We start from the raw sequence: 19,425 nt of genomic DNA, 5'->3' as shown, positions 1-19,425 counted from the left end.
CAGTCAAAAAATCTATTTATCAACTTTTAATACTTAAGCATGTTGTGCTTTTTTCTTGCCAGAATAAACTAATCCCATCAAACCTGTCATAAACAACCAGACACCGGCAGGTAAAGGCACGGATGAAACAGTTGCAACAGCAATATTACCAGCGTAAGAACCACCAGGAGAACTTGTTCCATTAATTGATAAATTATGGGGTAAAGAACTACTAGAGATTTCTCCACCTGTTAAAAAATCGGTTACAGAATTGAATGTATAAGAACCAACTGAAAGACTGCCAGGAGTACTTAAAAAAGTTAAAGCAGTTCCATCAAGTGAAGCAGAAAGACCTGTTATTAATGGTGTAACAGGTCCAAAATTAATTGAAAGACTACTAATAAATGCAGCAATACCGACAGTACCTGTAGTAGTAAAACTATAGGTATCATTAAAGCTACCGGATAGAGTTCCAGAATTGAATGATGCCGAGGAGCCTGCCGCAATAGGCCCCAAATTTGTAATAGAAGCTTCACCTAAAATAGGTGCAACTAGTAAAGAAACTAAAGCCAAAGATTTTAAAATTTTCATATAATAAATACCAAATATTAGAAGTGAGTAACAACAATAAAAAGTATAGTAGAGAAATTATTAAATATGGATTATGTGTAAAATTTTTAACGTAAGCCTTTGGATTAAGCGATAGCCATAGGCCTACACAAAAAACTGTTCTACTTGCCCTATAAAAATATCCGGCTGCTGGACATGCAACCAGTGTCCGGCATTGGCAACGACAGTCAGCGTTGCATTGGGAAATAATGTTTTTAGATCACTTGCTTTAACAAAGTCGGACTGGGCACCTGCCAGAAACAGGGTCTTTACGGTATACGGCGATAGTTGCTTAACATCGGGAAAGGCGATGATATTGGGTGCCATCAACAAAAAAATATCCAGATCAACACGCCAGTCATAAACGCCATCTGTCAGGATAAGGTTTTGCAACAAAAACTGGCGATAACTCAGTTCGGGTATGTCCGTAGCCAGCAATAACTCGGCCTGTTTACGATTACTGATTTTGGATAGCGGCAGTGCCTTTAATGCCTTAATCAAGTGATTAAAACAATGCGTATAACTGATGGGGGCAATATCAACGACTATTAGTTTATCAATACGCTCTGGATGGTTTAACGCAAACCACATCGCCACTTTACCGCCCATGCTGTGCCCCAGCACACTGGCGGTTTTTAAGTGCTGGCTATTCATAAATTCTAACAAATCCGCTGCCATAGAGGGATAATCAATTACCGGATGATGCGGTGATGCGCCGTGATTACGTAGATCCAGCACATAAACATGAAAATTGGCTGCCAGCTTTTCGGCTATCTGCCGCCAGTTACGCGAGGATGCGAAAAAACCATGGAGAATAATAAGCGGTGCATCATCAGGATTACCCAGTTCTTCAAAGACTAATTCCACAGTTTCCATTAGGCAATAATAGCGAACAACACGCCCATCAAGCCGCCAAAAAATCCACCCCAAACTACCAGCCAGCCTAAATGCTGATGAATGATAGCCTGCACCATTTCTTTAACCAGTTGCGGGGTTAATTCATTCAGACGCGTATCAATGACGGTTTCAATTTTATCGATAATATCGACGCCAATTTTATGGGCATCAAGCCCTTCCTTGAGTGCCGCTTTAAAGCGCTCAGACTCAATCATGTCAACCAGAGTGACTTTCATTTTCTCGGTAAAGGGTTCTTTTAAAGGTACCAGGGCATCCGGCCCTCCCATCATTAGCAACATACCGCCAAAAGAAGATTCCATAATGGATGAAACCAGACTTTCATAAATCCGGTCATAGTCGACTGCATTTAAAAAAGGCTCAAGATTTAACATTTTACTGCCTTGTCCTTCTTCTGTTTGAATAAACTGCTCAATATTTTTGAGGGTAAAAAACTGTTGCATCATCAATTGCTTGATGGAGAGCTTAAATTCTTCAAAGCGATCAGGTATCACCCCGGAACCATATAAATACGGCACCTTCTCAAACAACATGTAGATAGCCAGCCAATTGGTGACAGCTCCGGACAACGCAAAAAAACCGATGGAGGTAATTAAACCCGGCGCTACCGGGCTGATAGCGCCAATAATAATAATGGCAACAGCGACAAGATTGGTAATAACGCTTTTATTCAGAGGTTTATTCATCGTTTTTTAATAAAAAGATCAGTAATAGTGCCTTCAATCATTTCAGCCGACAATCCCAAGGTTTCCGCCAAAGTAGGATGCGCATGAACAGTTAAGGCGAGGTCTTCAACAGTGGCAGCCATTTCCAGAGCCAGCACTGCTTCGGCAATTAATTCACCGGCATTGGTGCCAACAATACCGGCACCCAGAATACGTCCGGTTTTTTTATCGGAAAGTAATTTAGTCAGGCCTTCCTTACGCCCGATACAAAGTGATCGGCCACTGGCTGCCCAAGGGAAAGTACCTTTTTCATAATCTATGCCTTGCGCTTTAGCATCATTTTCAGTTAACCCCATCCAGGCGATTTCTGGGTCCGTATAAGCCACCGAAGGAATCGTTAACGCCCGCCACTCAGAGGCTAATCCTGAAATAACTTCGGCAGCAATTTTACCTTCGTGCGTCGCCTTATGAGCCAGCATGGGATTACCCACTACGTCACCAATCGCAAAAATATGCTTTATATTGGTACGTTGTTGTTTATCAACAGGAATAAATCCTCGCTCATCGATAGTAACCCCGGCTTTATCCGCGCCACACAAATTGCCATTGGGTCTGCGACCGACAGAAACCAAAACTTTGTCAAAGACATCGGTTTCAGGTGCGCCTTTGCCTTGATAAGTCACTTTTAAACCGTCAGCTACGGACACAATACTGCTAACACTGGTATCCAAAAAGATATTGTCATAGTCTTTTTTAATTTTTGTCATTAACGGCCTGACCAAATCTTTATCACAACCGGGAATAATTTGTTCCTGCATCTCAATAATGGTGATTTTACTGCCCAGCGCGTTATAAACGGTTGCCATTTCCAGACCAATAATACCGCCACCAACAATCAACAGTTTTTTGGGAATATCTTGCAGATTAAGCGCATCGGTTGAATCGATTAACCGTCGATCATCATTAGGAAACGAAGGTATTTTTACCGGCTGAGACCCGACGGCAATAATAGCTTGTTCAAATTCTATTAATTGAGTATCCACCTGCACTTGTGTGTCGGAAACAAAGCGCCCGGTACCAGTGATCACCTTTATATTTCGCTGTTTTGCCAGCGCAGCCAAACCCGAATTAAGCTGGGAACTGATTTTGTTTTTCCAATCGAGCAATTGTCCCAGATTAATTTCCGGTTGCACAAAGTTAATCCCTGCAGGACTTAAATCTTTCGCTTCATTGAGTACATTAGCCACATGTAGCAGAGCTTTTGAAGGGATACAACCGACATTTAAACAAACACCGCCTAATACCGGATAACGTTCAACCAGTATCACCTGTTTACCTAAGTCAGCCGCACGAAATGCTGCCGTATAGCCGCCAGGGCCACCGCCCAATACCAGAACTTGTGTTTTCAATTGCATACCTTTAGTGTTGGATTTAGCTCAATAGTTAACATCAGAAGAACTTTAGATAGTATTTTTAACAATTCTACCGGTTTACCAAGAATATCTCTGAGTAAATTCAGAATAAGTTTTATAGTCGTTATGGCTTAGTTTAACACTTGTTTCATACATATTGCCCGGCACACCAGGCAGATGACCAAGCCCACTGAAAATTGTAGCCGCCCAGCCAACCCGTCACATCAACCACTTCACCGATAAAATAAAGCCCTGGTACTTGTTTGCTGGCCATGGTTTTAGAGGAAAGCGCATCACAATCCACACCACCAATGGTAACCTCTGCAGTACGATAACCTTCAGTACCATTAGGTTTAATCTCCCAGTTATGCAACTGATTGGCAACCTGATGAATCTGACGATCCGATAAATCAGGTAAGGAAATAGTTAATAACTCCTCCGGTAACAAACAACTAATCAGTCGTTTGGGTAAATAAGCATCCAAAATGGTTTTTAACGTGTTCTTTAATTTTTGCTGACGTTTTGCTTTAAGCTCTGTTTCCAAATTAATCCGGGGCAACAAGTTAATCGCCACACTCTCTCCTGCCAGCCAATAGGACGAAATCTGCAGCACGGCCGGACCGCTTAAGCCACGATGGGTAAATAATACATTTTCAGTAAAACTCTGCCGTTGATTGCTGATATTGCAAGGTACGGCAATACCCGATAAAGGCGAAAATTGTTCTTTATCTTCCGGTTGCAAGGTTAACGGTACCAAACCTGCACGAGTAGGGATTACATTAATGCCAAATTGCTGCGCTATTTTGTAACCAAAAGGCGTTGCACCCATTTTTGGAATGGAAAGCCCGCCGGTAGCGACTACTAAAGATTGACTAGTAAACGCTCCATTGCCAGTTTTAAGATGAAACCGGTTGTTGAGCTGCTCAATGCGCTCTATAGGGGTATTGAGTTGCACGACCACGCCAACATCGACACATTCTTTTAGCAACATCGTCAGAATATCTTTGGCGCTGTCGTTGCAAAATAATTGCCCATGTTCTCTTTCGTGATAAGGAATTTGATAACGTGCGATTAATGCCAAAAAATCCCACTGTGTATAGCGGCTGAGTGCAGACTTACAAAAATGCGGATTATTTGAAATGAAATTATCAGGATCAATAGAATAATTGGTGAAATTGCAACGACCGCCACCGGACATCAGGATTTTTTTTCCGGCTTTATTGGCATGATCCAGAACCAGCACTTGTCGTCCCCGCTTACCTGCTTCAATAGCGCACATCAGACCCGACGCGCCTGCCCCGATAATAATAACATCGGTTTCAGTCATCAACTACACCCACACAAAACTTCTAACTATACGCTATTCGCGTTATTCTCTAAAACTAAATCTAGTCGTTTTTAGAATGACTAAAAATTTAACCCAAGACCAGCAATAAAGCGTAATCTTAAAGCGGGTTAAGCATTATTTATCCCTTGCCACAGCATAAGCCAAGCGGTCTTTAGAACAAAAAAACCGATAAATCTAGGCTGACAGCTGTTTTTTTGTATAATCAAACTTTTTACCGGTTGTAATTTATCAATGCAGACTCCTTTTAAGACGATAGGCATCATAGGAAAACCCAGTGACCCTGGCATTGCTGATACGTTAACCGGGCTTTACGATTATTTAATTGCACATCAATACACGGTCTGTGTTGCTGAAAATAGTGTACAGTTTATTAAAAACAACACTATTAAAGCGTATTCAATGGAAGCCCTGGGTCAACATTGCGATGTTGTTATTGCCGTAGGTGGCGATGGAACTTTTCTAGCTGCCGCCCGTGCCATCGTTAAATATGATGTCCCGTTGATTGGCATTAATCTGGGAAGGCTGGGGTTTCTGGTGGATATATCGCCCCATGAAGCCCCGGCTAAATTGCACTACATACTTCAAGGCCATTATACGGAAGAAAAACGTTATTTATTACGGGCAAAAATCATCCGCGATAATGAGGTTATTCACGAAGAAACTGCCGTTAATGAAGTGGCTATCCATCGCTGGGTAACCCCCAGCATGATTGAAATTGTCACTAAAATTGATAACGTCTTTTTAAACTCACAACGCTCTGACGGTTTGGTTATTTCCACACCCACCGGATCAACAGCTTATTCTTTATCAGCGGGAGGTCCCATTCTATATCCTTCATTAAACGCCCTTGTATTAGTACCACTAAATCCCCATACCTTATCAAACCGGCCAATAGTCATTCATGATTCCGCTGAAATCGAAATCAGCTTTTGCCAAACCAAGCAAATCAATGCTCTGGTGACGTGTGATCACATTGAAATACCGGATGTATTAATCAGTGACAAAATCTTGATTAAAAAAGACCCAAAACCCATTAGAATCTTACATCCTGAAGGCCATGATTTCTTCCAAATCCTCAGGAACAAATTAAACTGGAGCAGCGGCTACCACAGCTAATACCCATGCTATTAAATATAAATATTATTGACCTTGCCGTAGTCAAATCACTCGACCTTGATCTGGAAAAAGGCATGTCGGTGCTTACCGGCGAAACCGGAGCGGGAAAATCTATTTTGTTAACCGCTTTGGGCCTTGCGCTCGGTGACAGAGCCGATTCCGGTTACGTGCGTCCGGAATGTAAACGCGCTGAAGTTAATCTTGAGTTTGATTTAAGCGATGCACCTGGCGCCCAACAATGGCTAAAAGAAAATGAACTGGATGATGAGCAGCACTGTTTAATTCGGCGTATTGTTAATCAGGATGGCCGCTCAAAAGCTACTATTAATAACCGTCCCGTGACGTTGCAATTCTTGCAGGAACTGAGTGAACAATTGGTTGAAATTCATGGCCAACATGCGCACCTGACCTTGCTTAATAGTGATGAGCAACGCCGTTTACTGGATGTGTATGCAAAAAACCAAAACCTTCTTGATCAAGTCAACACCTGCTATAAACAATGGTTGCTTACCCATAAAGAGTTGGCAAGTCTGATTAAAGCCAGCGTAGACCAAACTGAACGCGAAGAGTTATTGCGTTACCAAATTGAAGAATTACAACAATTGGATATCGCCAGTTTTAGTTATTCTTCCGTTTCAGAAGAACACAGCAAACTGGCAAATTTGGGACAAATACTAGCTACAGGCCAAGCCCAGGTTGACCTGCTTTATGAGAGTGACCAACAATCCGTTAATCAAATGCTTAGCCATAGTGTCAGCGAATTGACTCATATTGCCCAATTTGCCCCGGAGTTAACTGAAATATGCACGCTATTATCAGAAGCCCAAATTCAAACAGAAGAAGCCGCCATCCAGTTACGGCGCTTTCTGGAATCTCAGGAAGCCGATCCCCAGCGTATGGAAGCACTTGAAAACCGGATTGGTGTCATTCAGAATCTTAGCAGAAAACATCATGTTACCCCCGATCAACTACCCGAACTGGTCGATAAACTGGAAACTGAACTGGATGGACTCACCCATAGTGGTGAACGCATCGAAACATTAACTGCCGAAACTGCACAATTACTTGCCCAATACCAACAACTAGCCGCAAAATTATCCGGACAACGCAGTCAAACCGGACAAAAATTACAAAAACAAATTTCAGACATGATCAAAGAACTGGGAATGCCGCAAGGCGAATTTTTAGTTGATATTACCGATTTGGATACTGATACCCCAAAACTAAACGGCAAAGATAAAATAGAATTTTTAATCAGTGCCAATCCGGGACTGCCACCAAAACCACTGGCTAAAGTCGCTTCAGGAGGAGAATTATCGCGCATTAGTTTAGCCATACAAGTGACGACCTCTAATGATAAAACCACACCCACACTCATCTTTGATGAAGTGGATTCGGGTATCGGAGGCGGCGTTGCTGAAATTGTCGGGCAAAAATTACGTAGTTTGAGCCATAATCGACAAGTCATGTGTGTCACGCATTTACCGCAAGTTGCCGCACAGGCACATCACCATCTCTACGTTGAAAAAAATAATAAAACCGATATCACTTCTTCCAGTGTCAGATTGTTGGAGGGTGAAGAACGCATTGAAGAAATTGCCAGAATGTTGGGCGGCGTTACCATCACAGCCAATACCCTGGCGCATGCCGAAGAAATGTTATTTCAATCTACTTCCGGCAAATAGCTGGAAGGTACTACATCAGGAAACTAAAACCAATGAATCGATTTCCAGCCGAATGGGAAAAACAATCCGCCGTCTTAATCTCTTGGCCACATAATACGGGCGACTTTAGTAATCGACTTGAGTCTGTAGAGCAATCGTACAGTATCATTGCTGATACGATTACCGAATATCAACCCCTTATAATCGTCTGCAGGGATGACAGCCATCAGCAACATATTCAAACGTTAGTCAGTAATCACAAGGCTATTGACTTCATTCATGCCACCGTTAATGACATCTGGGTTAGAGATACCGTTTTTCTTAGCGTAGAAAAAGAGGGTGCCATTACCCATCTGAATTTTCTTTTTAATGGTTGGGGCGAAAAATATCAGCACCAAAACGACAATGCCCTTAATCACAAACTGTTAAACGCCAAACCCTTTAAAGGTAAAGCTTACAAGGATATTGATTTTATACTGGAAGGCGGCAGTGTTGAAAGTGACGGCATTGATACTATTTTAACGACGAAACAATGCTTGTTAAATCCCAATAGAAATAAAGGCTTAACACAATGGGAAATAGAACAGCAATTGTTGGAAAATTTGGGCGCCAAACGGGTATTATGGCTGGATCAGGAAAACTTGTCCGGTGATGATACCGATGCCCATATTGATACCCTGGCGCGTTTTTGCTCAGCCAACACCATTGCTTATACTAGTTGTAAAGATCCTGACGACCAACACTATACCAGCCTGAAGTACATGAAAATGCAATTACAGGACTTTAGAAACCAGGCAGGTGACCCCTACCATTTAGTCTCATTACCGCTACCAAAACCGATTTATGATGAAGATGGGCAACAATTGCCGGCCAATTATGCCAATTTTTTAATCATCAATCATGCTGTCCTGGTGCCTGTTTATGGTGACCCCATGGATGACATTGCTTTAACACGACTGGCTGAGTGCTTTCCTGAGCATAAAATCATCCCGATACCTTGCCGGCCACTGGTGCATCAATACGGCAGCTTACATTGTATGACCATGCAATTCCCTGAAGGTGTATTGGTTCCTGCGGTATAAGTAAACAGTAATCACACCGGACGGGTTGCAACCCGTCCGGTGTGATTACAACTCAAAAAATGTCTGGCTTATCATCTGGGTGTAAGCTAATCGCCCAAGCAAAATAAATCACCATAACCGACTCAAAAACCCTTATGGATTAAGAGGTCTTACCATGCTAAAAAAAGCTTTTATAACTGCTATATTTTTTGTCGCTACTGTCTCTGTCGGTACGGCGGGGACTATCAATAACGGGACTTGGTTGCCAAGTGCTTGTGGTGCTGAACCCGAGGTTCCGGTTATTAAACAGGATAATGTTGAGACTTATAACCAAAGCATCAAAATGATTAATGAATGGCAACAAAAAGCAAATGCCTATAATAGTTGTGTCATTAATGAGGCCAATGCCGACAATGCAGTCATCGCCAAGATGGCGACTGAACATCAAAACAAATTTCGGGCAGTCGTAGAAAAAATCAAGAGTGCCACAGATGCCGCCAAAGCCAAACTGGATAAACAATAAATACCGTTATTATTTATAACAGTTAATAGCATCCATGTATTGGGTTACGGCTGTTACCTAACCCAACTTGCGAACACACTTAAAATAATTAATGGTTGTAATCGCTATATAAACTGCTGCAAAAGCCGCTAATAACAACTGGGCAGTATCGCCATATAGCAGGCTGACAACTATCACCAACACACCAATGATCCAAGTCCATTTAAGTTTATTGCCTCTATTGGCAAAACGTTTAAATTCCAGGTCTTCTTCGCCAAGCTTATTGATGGTGTCATTTTTTTCTTCAGTCAATGTAAACCTCAATTTTAATGGCCCATAATTTACCTATATTTTTCAGGTAAATAATTTCCAAGTATTAGATAACAAATCACTGATTTTTAAAAGCTTTCTAACTGGTTAATATGGAAAATTAAAAAGACCAATGAGCCGATAGGCATCGGCTCATTGGTATAAAAACCCATGAATTTAGTGATTAAGATTAACCAGTAAAACAGCTGATTTACAATAAATAACCCCATAAGGCTAATGTCTTATGCATCAAATTGTTTTACGTTCAGTACACAGGCATTATCATAAGCTAAAAGAACGCCTACAATACGTCCTAATGGAATAATTTTTATTGGTCTCTTTAAATACTTTTCGATTTACGCTTTACCGCCAACAATCCCAGCATACCGGACATAAAAAACCAAACAGCACCAGGTAGTGGCACCGCTGATACATTGGAATTTGTCATCTCAACACGTAAACCGGTTGGGTTGCCTGATCCTTTAAGATTAGTAACGACAAACTCCAAATTGTTAACGCCAGCATTAAATAAGCTACTGCCTGCTGAAAAGTTGTACCAACTTGAAAATCCTGCGGCCGATCCGATGTTATTACCATTCAGATAAGCAACAGCATTGTTGTCTGCTGAAAACTTCCCTTCAAATGAGGCTGTAGTCGCATTATAACCAGTCAAATTAAATTGCAGCGTCCATTTGTAGGTGCCAGCAGAGGAAGAGTCATAACTTTGTGCTCTATTGCTGGTAGGCGTTAACCAATGTGAAGTACTATTATCAGCAAGCCATGGGCTAATGGGCCAACCTGACCCAACTGCCGCTTCTCCGTAGTTGCCGTAAATTGCAGCACCAGACGAATTAGTCAAGGCATAGTTGGTATCTGTTGTACCGTTAATCGTGATACCTGCGCCAGTGTTATACAAACCAACAATTGGAGAGGCTTGAGCCACACTAACGGCACAAACGGCAAGACCTGCCACTAAAGTTTTAACCATATATTTTTTCATACAACTACCCATGAATGCGGGTATGAATTAAGAGAGGTTCTTAATTAACACACCTAAAGGGCCATTGCCGCAACACAAATATAAATGTAGCAACAATTGCTCACTAAACTCTTTATTTTCTGAAAACTAATACTCAGAATTACTAATTAAAGAGACGTTAGTTTACCTTAGGCGATAACCAAAAACACTCTATCAATTGTAACAAAATGTAACAATTCAATAGGCAATCGGCACCAGACAGGAGTCGAATTGGTTTCCCGGAAATAAATCAAGTTCAGTTGCAGTGTTTTCTTCTGCAATTATTACGATTTATGGCAGTGTTTTCTTCTGCAATTATTACGATTTATGGCTCTGTAACTAAAGGATCAATACAATTAATGAACAAAATGACATGAAACATTTTAATCCGAAGTAAGTGCACGACTTTTAATCTCTTGCATAATTGTATTGATAAATGCTGACTTCTTGTTCATGCCACCCAACTTCCTGATACCGGCTAAGATATAACACGATTTGCTTTCGTTGACATTACACACAGAACAAGGGTAATTTTGTTCCATGATTTTTAACCCTAAGATCATCATACGAAAAAAGCTTTTTAATATCGGCATCTAGCGAGGGGCAGCTATTTTGGTCATTTGAGGAAAATAGTTGTTCTATTAAACGAAAATGAGCAGAAAACAGGACCAAAATAGCATTTCCGCAGTAGATTTTCTATTCTCGAAAGCCTCCTGGTGACTGGTAGGACAGTTTCGTGACAGCAACCCCAGCCACTCTCAAAACAATGGTGGATTGCCTGACGGCAAATCCACCTTACCGATTATTTTTCCTTTTGTTCCTCGGTAGATATTGGTGCCGTAGTAGTATTTTGTTCCTCGGCATTTTTCTTTTGTTTCTCGGCAGGTACTTGTACCTTAGCTGCTTTTTTAGCCTGTCTGTCGGCCGCTTTTTTTGCCAGTGCAGCCTTTTGATCAGCGGCCTGATTCGCTGCTACAGACCCGGTTTCTGATGCAGATAATGCAATTGATGGAGTGAACAGTACAGATATAGCGCAAAAGCATAACAGCAATGTGCTTTTTTTTGATGTGATATGTAACATGATTACCTCTTTAGTTAAAATAGTCATTCAAAAATAGTGTAATTCGATAAGCCCGTAGAGAATAAATAAGGGCAAATCCGATTGTTTATCTTAACAGTTATTTCAGCAAGATAGGAACGGACTTTGTACCTATCTTGCGTAACCTGTGTAAAACGTAGCTAAATACAGAGAGAAGGTAGTGGATGAAAGCTGTGATTATGTGTAAAGAAGAGTATTTGTCTTTGTGAATCAATAAACTGAACCAGTTAAAAATCCTGGAAAACACCAGATTTCAACCACTATAACCCAATCATCTCATAAACTCGCAAACCACCCCACTACCAAAGTAATATTGCTTATTGCGCCCTGATCTTCTCAACCAAAATCTTCATAGCCGCTATCATCACATCTAAATCACCCAGCAAAGTTGAAATTAAGTGATCATCTTCCAGCGCCAGCAACTCAACAAACAGAGCTTTCTCTTCGTCGTCAGCCAACATATACCCTGAATCAAGATAACGCAGCAACAGAAAATCCAGCTCTTTGGTGCCGCGTCGACATTGCCAACGCAGTTTGGCGAGTTGCTGCATTACCCCAGCTTTCTCTGGACTAACAATTTTTTGGTTTCAGCGATGGCTTTGGCGGGATTTAAGCCTTTGGGACAGGTATCAGTACAATTCATAATTGTGTGACAACGATATAGCTTAAACGGGTCTTCCAATTCATCAAGGCGTTCACCGGTATTTTCATCACGGCTATCCACCAACCAGCGATAAGCTTGTAATAATACCGCAGGGCCTAAATAGCGGTCACCGTTCCACCAGTAACTTGGGCAACTAGTAGAGCAACAGGCGCACATAACGCATTCATATAACCCGTCCAGCTTTTCGCGGTCTTCTTTGCTTTGTAGACGTTCAGTATCAGCGGGCGCCGGGGTTTGTGTTTCTATCCACGGTTTGATAGACGCGTATTGCGCGTAAAAATGCGTCATATCCGGCACTAAATCTTTAACAACCGACAAGTGCGGAAGCGGGAATATCTTGATAGTATCAGGATAAGAATCAATGGCTTTAATACACGCCAAGGTATTTTTACCATTAACCGTCATGGCGCAGGAACCACAGACCCCTTCACGGCAAGAACGTCTAAACGTTAAGGTGCTGTCGATTTCATTTTTAATTTTTAAAATGGCATCCAGTACCATCGGCCCGCAAGTGTCCATATCCAGCTCATAGCTATCAATGCGCGGATTTTCGTTAGTATCGGGATCCCAGCGGTAGACTTCAAAACGGCGGGTATTTTTGGTACCCGTCGGCGCTTTAAAACTTTTGCCTTCGGTCAATACCGAATTTTTAGGCAAGGTGAACTCAGCCATTAGTAAACCCTCTCTTTGGGTGGAATAACGTCAACTTCGTCGGTTAAGGTATATAAATGCACGGGGCGATAATCGATTTTAATATTATCATCGACCATCCATGTCAAGGTATGCTTCATCCAATTGACATCATCACGACTCGGGTAATCTTCGCGTGCATGTCCACCACGACTTTCATGTCGATTACCGGCAGCATTAATCGCGACACTGGCTTGACTGAGCAGATTATCCAACTCCAGGGTTTCAACCAGATCAGTATTCCAAATCAAGGATTTATCTTTAACACCGACCTCTTCAAACGATTGTTTGATTTCTGCCATGGCGGTAATACCTTCATCCAGTGTCGATTGCGTTCTGAATACTGCCGCTTTGGTTTGCATGATTTTCTGCATATCCAAACGAATATCTGATGTCGTGCGACTGCCATTGGCATTACGGATTTTATCAAAACGCGCCAATGCTTTATCACAGGCAGTCTTGGCCAATGGTTTTTGTGCCGTGCCCGATTTAATCAATTCTGCACAACGAATGGCCGCTGACCTGCCAAAAACCACCAAATCCAATAACGAGTTTGAACCCAGCCGATTGGCACCGTGAACAGAAACACACGCGGCCTCACCGATGGCCATCAAACCGGTCACGACTTTATCGGGATTATCGCCGTCGAGCGTTACCACTTCGGCTTTATAATTAGTGGGAATACCGCCCATGTTGTAATGCACAGTCGGTAAAACCGGAATAGGCTCTTTAGTCACATCAACGCCGGCAAAAACTTTCGAGGTTTCAGCGATACCGGGTAGACGTTCATGAATAATAGCCGGATCAAGATGCTCAATGTGCAAGTAAATGTGATCTTTGAGCTTGCCTACACCACGCCCTTCCTGAATCTCAATAGTCATGGCGCGACTAACAACATCGCGTGAAGCTAAATCTTTAGCATGCGGTGCATAGCGTTCCATAAAGCGTTCACCTTCCGAATTGGTCAGATAACCGCCCTCGCCTCTTACCGCTTCAGTAATTAAACAACCAGCACCATAAATGCCGGTCGGATGAAACTGAATAAATTCCATATCCTGTAATGGCAATCCTGCGCGCAATACCATCGCATTACCATCACCCGTTACAGTATGAGCGGATGTACAAGAGAAATAGCTACGCCCGTAACCACCGGTTGCCAAAACGGTAACATGTGCTTTAAACAAATGCAGTGAGCCATCATCAAGACACCATGCCAATACGCCACGGCACTCATCATTTTCCATAATCAAGTCGAGCACAATGTATTCAACAAAAAATTCTGCATTATGTTTTAGCGCTTGTTGGTACAAGGTATGTAAAATCGCATGACCGGTTTTATCCGCTGCCGCACAGGTACGTTGTGCCGTGCCTTTACCATAATGCGTCGTCATCCCGCCAAAGGCACGTTGATAAATTTTGCCGTCCTCTGTTCTGGAAAAAGGCACGCCGTAATGTTCCAGCTCAATAACTGCGGCCATGGCCTCACGGCACATATATTCAATGGCATCCTGATCGCCTAACCAGTCAGAGCCTTTAACAGTATCGTACATATGAAAACGCCAGTCATCTTCACCCATATTGCCCAATGCAGCACTGATGCCACCTTGCGCTGCAACGGTATGACTGCGAGTTGGAAATACTTTAGTCAGACAAGCTGTTTTCAAGCCTTTTTCTGCCATGCCAAAAGTGGCCCGAAGACCTGCCCCGCCAGCGCCCACTACAATGACATCATATTCATGTTCAATAATTTTATAATCTGACGACATAAGTTACCCTATCAATAATATTCGAAACACTGCAATCAACGCCGCTAGTGCCAACAACAGAAAACTTAAGTTCACCGTCCAGACGGCAATAATTTTAATTCCTTCAGCAGCAATATAATCTTCAATAACTACCTGCAAACCCAAGGCTGAGTGATAAAAAACAGCAAGTATCCAAGCGACCATACCCAGCGTATTCAATGGTGATGCCAGCCACGCTATCATTTCCTGATAAGGCGCGTGTACACTTAAATCAAGAAAAATAATTAACCAAAAAGATAAGGGAATCAATGCTACGGCGGTAACACGTTGCATCCACCAATGAGAAGTACCCGATTTTGCCGAACCTAATCCGCGAACTTTGGCTAAAGGCGATCTATAATCCATAAATATTCCTTAACTCAGACAAATAGCAAGGTGATCAGGGTGAGAACCAAGGAAGTACCCAGTTCAATCATTGCATAGCGATTGAGTGTATCACTATTAAAACTGTTACCCGCATCCCAAATTAAATGGCGCACACCGTGACATAAATGGAAAAAAAATGCGTAAATAAACCCCCAATACAGCACTTGCATTGGCCATAGCTTCATAAAAACCTGCATTGCGGCGTAAGTATTTGAACCGGCCGCCAGGGCATAGATAATATAGACAAAAAAGATTAAGCCGACTGATAGACATACGCCGGTAATGCGGTGAAGAATTGAGATAATACCGGTTAAAGGAAGTTTGTAGACTTGTAAATGTGGTGAAATAGGTCTGTTACTATTTATTGCCATTGTATTATCCAGTTGTTATTTTCATAAAAAATCAATGCAACGGCAATTCCTTTCCCAATCGCCATAGCAAATTGTTTAAGGTTCTTTTACTCTAACCCTATTTCTTCACTAAACTAATAGGTAGAAGCATTATCGCGCATTGATTGTCCCGTTTTAACACATTAATAAGGCCCTTCTATCACTGTCTCTTGGAAAAATTTTACAATAATAATTTTTGTAACATTTAATTCTATCTTGTAAAGACTGTCGATACTTGCTTCTCCCGGTAACAAAACATATCAGGATATGATTCTTTTATTACCTAAAAAGAAGCAATTAAACTTGTATCCGAGAGCAATTTTACGATTTAATCACGCTCTTTTTGAGTTATATTGCCATTATGATCAACAATAACACTCCAGTTATTACCCGCTGCGTTAACCGTTAAATCATACTCCTCGCCAATACCATTAGGATTTACCACTAATGTTGCGTTTTTAATGGTGTAAGTACCGAAAGCAGCTTTCAAATTATCATAACCAACAGAGGGCATCATGTTGGAAGTTGTCACGTTATCGCCGTTAACAAAAAAATGGCCGTTACTTCTATATAGTTCAATAATTGTTTCCTTGTCCTTATCTTCTTTAAAACTAATCTCGTATAAGGCTTGCTTAAAATGGGTTTTCTTTTCAGCAGAAATATCCATGGCATTCGGATGTCTTTTATAAAACTGATCTTTTATTGGAGAGGGAATGGCCTCTTTATCCAAAATTTCAGCATTAACGGAAACCGATAATAGTGCCAACACTAAAAAACCCGGTTTTAAAAATTTGTTACACATTATTATCTTTACCTGTAAATGATGATTAAAAAAATCAGAGAATGCTAAACCAATACCACCAGCTGTATTGAAAAACAAACGTTGCTTTGAATATAACTTACATTTATCAAACGCCAAGAAATAAACACCATCAGGTCAAATTTGATGACTTTTATATTTCGTCTGTGTCTACAAAACAAACTAACATGGTTAATCTGCAAAAAACAGATATCTTACTCGTCCACGACTCACTTTCCAACTTTTCAAACCCAACAGATAAATCCTTTATGTTTATATTGCGGCTATTTTTACACAAAGAATACTTCAGACCGTTTCGGTTTGATTAAAAATCACCCGGTTTCAGCGATATCATTCCTGTTATTAATTTTTTATCTTTTTATCTTGCTCGCATAAATCGGCAAAACAAAGACATTGATTGAGAATTTAAATTAGTACAGCGACAAGTCCACAAATTAAAATAGCGATCGCTTGTAAAGCCCATTAAACATTTTTATCGTTTGTTTAAACTCACCCTGCTATAATTAGTTATGAAGATGTGTTCGGAACGTTTTGGACGTTGGCGAGTGAGCTTTTGGAGTCATACTCGGCGCTGCACGCATCTTCCCCTTAATTTATAATGCCTCGGCCACCTCACGTTAATTCATGCCTTGCAAAACCGGCATAAAAACAACCGTATTTGCTGATAAGCAAGCTGATCGTGACATCCCACCCTCTAAACTCAAAATCTTGTAAAAATACCTAGGAGCCGTTCCACAATGACTGCTGAATTCTTGATTAACTACGCGGTGCAGTTTCTTGGAGCCGCAGCCGCAGTATTTCTTGCTTATCGCTCTTTTCAAAAACGCCGAATTCAGTTGGGCGAGGAACCTACGCTGCCCCAATACTTTAGCCGCAGAAGCACCTACTGGCTAGGGATCGTATCGTACTGTACGTTTATGGTAGCTCTTTACTGCTTACTTACCTGGCGGTGGCTACCCTTGGAACCGTTGGTAACTCTCATTGTGAAGAACCTGCGCTCTCGGGAATTGGTAAATCTTCTGAATGGCTTGGATGGCAACACGATCATACCGTTGATTGTCGCCGGGCTATTTCTTTTTTTTAGCGATTGGGAAAGCCGCTTTAATCCTTTACTTATTTTGAGAGACAGTATCCATGATGCTTTCGCAATTCCAACCAAAGCAGTAGAAGTTTATAATGCTTTAGTCACATCAAGATTATCAGCAGTCGACGATAACTTAAAAGCAAAAATTGCCAATCGCCTGCTGGTGTCGAGTATTGACTTTGGTGATTTCGAAAAATCCAGCGCAACCGTCGAATATAAATGGGCTCATAATTGCCTTTTATTTGACCAGATACAGAACTACGCAAACGAATCGTCCTTTCGTCGTTTTTTTAACGAACCATCACTAAAATGGGGGGAAATCTGTATCTCTTACAATGCAATGTCGGAAAAAGTTGCGGTCTGGAAAGAAGCACAACCACACTATACCAAGACAGTCAATTTGCTCAAAGAACTCGACCACCTCACCGGCCTACTCTGCCGCTTACTCGCCTCTCTAGTCGTGTTCAAGAGCGCAAGCGAGGATGATATATGGACAACTGTTAAGCAACTTGGCGGCAACGTCCACGCAGCTCCTTTGAAACACACCTATAAATATGTCCTGCTTTTTACTGCGGCTACGGCTATAGGGGTTATGTTAGGTCGAGAAATATCGGTCTCCCTACATAATGCTTTCCTGTTTCCAGATAAACCGCTAGCGCATTTTAATTACACAACACTTCGCTGGGTCGCGTATGTCATTCCGATGTATGTCCTGCCAATAGCACTCGTCTTTATTTTACGGACAATTGCAATCAGACATCAACGGGAGCAGTCCGATCGATACTATGGTTTTTATATGGCAGTGATGATAATGGGGTTCATTGTTAGCACCACGGTATCAGCGCTCATTCTCGAGTTAACTTTCTACCGCAGGCTGGATTTCAATTTTCTGGAAAGCTTCATTCAACATATGCGTTGGGGGATTTTGCCTGCACTTATGTGCGGCTTTGTCGCCTACCGAATGGATACGCCAGTGAGTGAATCGGAAACTACAGGTACGCTAATTATGGCCGCTGCATTGCGTTTTCTTGGATGGGGATCCGGTGCCGTCATTATTATGCTTTATGCTACCGACGATATAACCATAGAGGAGCCAAATCTACGTTTTACACTTGTCGGTACCGCTTTCTTCGTGGTTGGACTCTTGGGGGCTTCTGCCCGCTTTAAAACGGCAATGCTAAATAATTAACTACTTTTACCGGTGCGATTGTATCTCGAACAAAAGTTATTCTTTATTCAGGGTCAAAATGCAGTTCTTCCTTGCCAAAATTTGTTTGATTGAGCGGGGTAAAATTTCATGGAAATTAACCAGCGCAAGCAATCAATGTAATACAATTGTCTGCGTAACATCAGTTAAATCATTTATAAAAAAGCCTCTTATAACAGAGGCTTATTTATATTCTTTACATAACTATATCAAGGTGTCCGTTAAAACGGTATATCGTCATCATAAGGTGTATCAAAGTTCTCATTACCCGATGCTTGTTTTGCAGGTGCCTGTTCCCGTGCTCCAGAAGATTGATAGTTTTGTTGTGGCTGACTGCCTGACTCATTTTTCTTGCCGATTAAATCAATAATATTGGCGTTAAGTTCCAGACTGGTTTTAGTCGTGCCATCGTTAGCTTTGTATTCGCTTTGGGTTAATTCCCCCGATACAAACACTTGCTGACCTTTTTTTAAATAATCTTTTAGAGATCCTTCAGCGCGTTTACCAAACAATGCGACCCGTATCCATAGAGTTTGTTGTTTATCACCAAAGCCGATATTATTGGCGACGGTAAAATTTAATACGGCCAGCCCGGACTGCGCGTATCTTACTTCGGCATCACGGCCGATAGTGCCGGTAAAACTAAAAACGTTGCTCATTTTTTATCTCATGGTTGTGTAACAATGTGGCTATTATCGGTTGA

At 41.6% G+C, this 19,425-nt stretch carries 20 protein-coding genes; 5 read left to right on the top strand and 15 right to left on the bottom strand.

Annotated features, from left to right (window positions below; translation table 11 throughout):
• Positions 1–33: 33 nt before the first annotated feature.
• The 5 genes from N7974_RS10605 to N7974_RS10585 all read right to left on the bottom strand — a co-directional run bounded on the left by N7974_RS10605 (position 34) and on the right by N7974_RS10585 (position 4,907).
• A complete protein-coding gene (locus tag N7974_RS10605) occupies positions 34–570 on the bottom strand; it encodes a hypothetical protein (protein WP_262965586.1) in 537 nt (178 codons plus the stop codon).
• A 123-nt stretch (positions 571–693) separates the two neighbouring features.
• Positions 694–1,464, bottom strand: coding sequence for an alpha/beta fold hydrolase (locus N7974_RS10600; RefSeq protein ID WP_262965585.1), 771 nt, complete (start codon positions 1,462–1,464; stop codon positions 694–696).
• The gene (locus N7974_RS10595; protein ID WP_262965584.1) at positions 1,464–2,189 is read right to left on the bottom strand and encodes a DUF445 domain-containing protein; all 726 of its coding nucleotides are present in this window, start codon (positions 2,187–2,189) and stop codon (positions 1,464–1,466) included. The genes N7974_RS10600 and N7974_RS10595 overlap by 1 nt, the downstream gene beginning before the upstream one ends.
• Complete coding sequence (gene lpdA, locus N7974_RS10590; protein ID WP_262965583.1) at positions 2,186–3,583, bottom strand: dihydrolipoyl dehydrogenase; 1,398 nt, start codon at positions 3,581–3,583, stop codon at positions 2,186–2,188. Before lpdA ends, N7974_RS10595 begins: the two co-directional genes overlap by 4 nt.
• A gap of 145 nt (positions 3,584–3,728) precedes the next feature.
• A complete protein-coding gene (locus tag N7974_RS10585) occupies positions 3,729–4,907 on the bottom strand; it encodes a BaiN/RdsA family NAD(P)/FAD-dependent oxidoreductase (RefSeq protein WP_262965582.1) in 1,179 nt (392 codons plus the stop codon).
• 252 nt (positions 4,908–5,159) lie between these two features.
• Here N7974_RS10585 and N7974_RS10580 point away from each other — a divergent pair, with 252 nt between their 5' ends.
• The 4 genes from N7974_RS10580 to N7974_RS10565 all read left to right on the top strand — a co-directional run bounded on the left by N7974_RS10580 (position 5,160) and on the right by N7974_RS10565 (position 9,292).
• Positions 5,160–6,044 (top strand): NAD(+) kinase, encoded by an 885-nt coding sequence (locus tag N7974_RS10580; RefSeq protein WP_262965581.1) that lies wholly within the window; start codon positions 5,160–5,162, stop codon positions 6,042–6,044.
• Positions 6,045–6,049: 5 nt separating this feature from the next.
• Entirely contained in the window at positions 6,050–7,729 is a 1,680-nt protein-coding gene (gene recN / locus N7974_RS10575; protein ID WP_262965580.1) for a DNA repair protein RecN, read from the top strand.
• 32 nt (positions 7,730–7,761) lie between these two features.
• Positions 7,762–8,790 carry an agmatine deiminase family protein gene (locus N7974_RS10570; RefSeq protein WP_262965579.1) on the top strand — a complete coding sequence of 343 codons (1,029 nt, stop codon included), beginning with the start codon at positions 7,762–7,764 and terminating at the stop codon, positions 8,788–8,790.
• A gap of 154 nt (positions 8,791–8,944) precedes the next feature.
• Positions 8,945–9,292, top strand: coding sequence for a hypothetical protein (locus N7974_RS10565; protein ID WP_262965578.1), 348 nt, complete (start codon positions 8,945–8,947; stop codon positions 9,290–9,292).
• Positions 9,293–9,349: 57 nt separating this feature from the next.
• Here the strand turns inward: N7974_RS10565 and N7974_RS10560 are convergent, their stop codons facing one another.
• The 9 genes from N7974_RS10560 to N7974_RS10520 form a co-directional block, all read right to left on the bottom strand.
• Positions 9,350–9,583: a hypothetical protein gene (locus N7974_RS10560; RefSeq protein ID WP_262965577.1), complete on the bottom strand. Its 234-nt coding sequence runs from the start codon at positions 9,581–9,583 to the stop codon at positions 9,350–9,352.
• Between the two features lie 337 nt (positions 9,584–9,920).
• Positions 9,921–10,580, bottom strand: a complete 660-nt coding sequence (locus N7974_RS10555) for a hypothetical protein (protein WP_262965576.1) — start codon at positions 10,578–10,580, stop codon at positions 9,921–9,923.
• An 820-nt stretch (positions 10,581–11,400) separates the two neighbouring features.
• Positions 11,401–11,679, bottom strand: a complete 279-nt coding sequence (locus N7974_RS10550; RefSeq protein WP_262965575.1) for a hypothetical protein — start codon at positions 11,677–11,679, stop codon at positions 11,401–11,403.
• A gap of 335 nt (positions 11,680–12,014) precedes the next feature.
• Positions 12,015–12,248: an FAD assembly factor SdhE gene (locus tag N7974_RS10545; RefSeq protein ID WP_262965574.1), complete on the bottom strand. Its 234-nt coding sequence runs from the start codon at positions 12,246–12,248 to the stop codon at positions 12,015–12,017.
• Positions 12,248–13,033, bottom strand: coding sequence for a succinate dehydrogenase iron-sulfur subunit (locus N7974_RS10540; protein ID WP_262965573.1), 786 nt, complete (start codon positions 13,031–13,033; stop codon positions 12,248–12,250). Before N7974_RS10540 ends, N7974_RS10545 begins: the two co-directional genes overlap by 1 nt.
• On the bottom strand, positions 13,033–14,817 hold the full coding sequence (gene sdhA / locus N7974_RS10535; RefSeq protein WP_262965572.1) for a succinate dehydrogenase flavoprotein subunit: 1,785 nt from the start codon (positions 14,815–14,817) through the stop codon (positions 13,033–13,035). Before sdhA ends, N7974_RS10540 begins: the two co-directional genes overlap by 1 nt.
• A 3-nt stretch (positions 14,818–14,820) precedes the next feature.
• Positions 14,821–15,201, bottom strand: coding sequence for a succinate dehydrogenase, hydrophobic membrane anchor protein (gene sdhD / locus N7974_RS10530; protein WP_262965571.1), 381 nt, complete (start codon positions 15,199–15,201; stop codon positions 14,821–14,823).
• Between the two features lie 14 nt (positions 15,202–15,215).
• Positions 15,216–15,593, bottom strand: a complete 378-nt coding sequence (gene sdhC, locus N7974_RS10525) for a succinate dehydrogenase, cytochrome b556 subunit (RefSeq protein ID WP_262965570.1) — start codon at positions 15,591–15,593, stop codon at positions 15,216–15,218.
• A gap of 346 nt (positions 15,594–15,939) precedes the next feature.
• Complete coding sequence (locus N7974_RS10520) at positions 15,940–16,530, bottom strand: hypothetical protein (RefSeq protein WP_262965569.1); 591 nt, start codon at positions 16,528–16,530, stop codon at positions 15,940–15,942.
• A 638-nt stretch (positions 16,531–17,168) separates the two neighbouring features.
• Between N7974_RS10520 and N7974_RS10515 the strand changes: the two genes are divergently transcribed.
• Positions 17,169–18,704 carry a hypothetical protein gene (locus N7974_RS10515; protein WP_262965568.1) on the top strand — a complete coding sequence of 512 codons (1,536 nt, stop codon included), beginning with the start codon at positions 17,169–17,171 and terminating at the stop codon, positions 18,702–18,704.
• Between the two features lie 239 nt (positions 18,705–18,943).
• Here the strand turns inward: N7974_RS10515 and N7974_RS10510 are convergent, their stop codons facing one another.
• Positions 18,944–19,381 (bottom strand): single-stranded DNA-binding protein, encoded by a 438-nt coding sequence (locus tag N7974_RS10510; RefSeq protein ID WP_262965567.1) that lies wholly within the window; start codon positions 19,379–19,381, stop codon positions 18,944–18,946.
• Between the last annotated feature and the right edge of the window lie 44 nt (positions 19,382–19,425).

The organism is Methylobacter psychrophilus (genome assembly GCF_025583945.1).
Lineage (GTDB): Bacteria > Pseudomonadota > Gammaproteobacteria > Methylococcales > Methylomonadaceae > Methylobacter_C > Methylobacter_C psychrophilus.
Note: the sequence above shows the minus strand (reverse complement) of the source record. Positions and strands in the feature narration are given on the sequence as shown.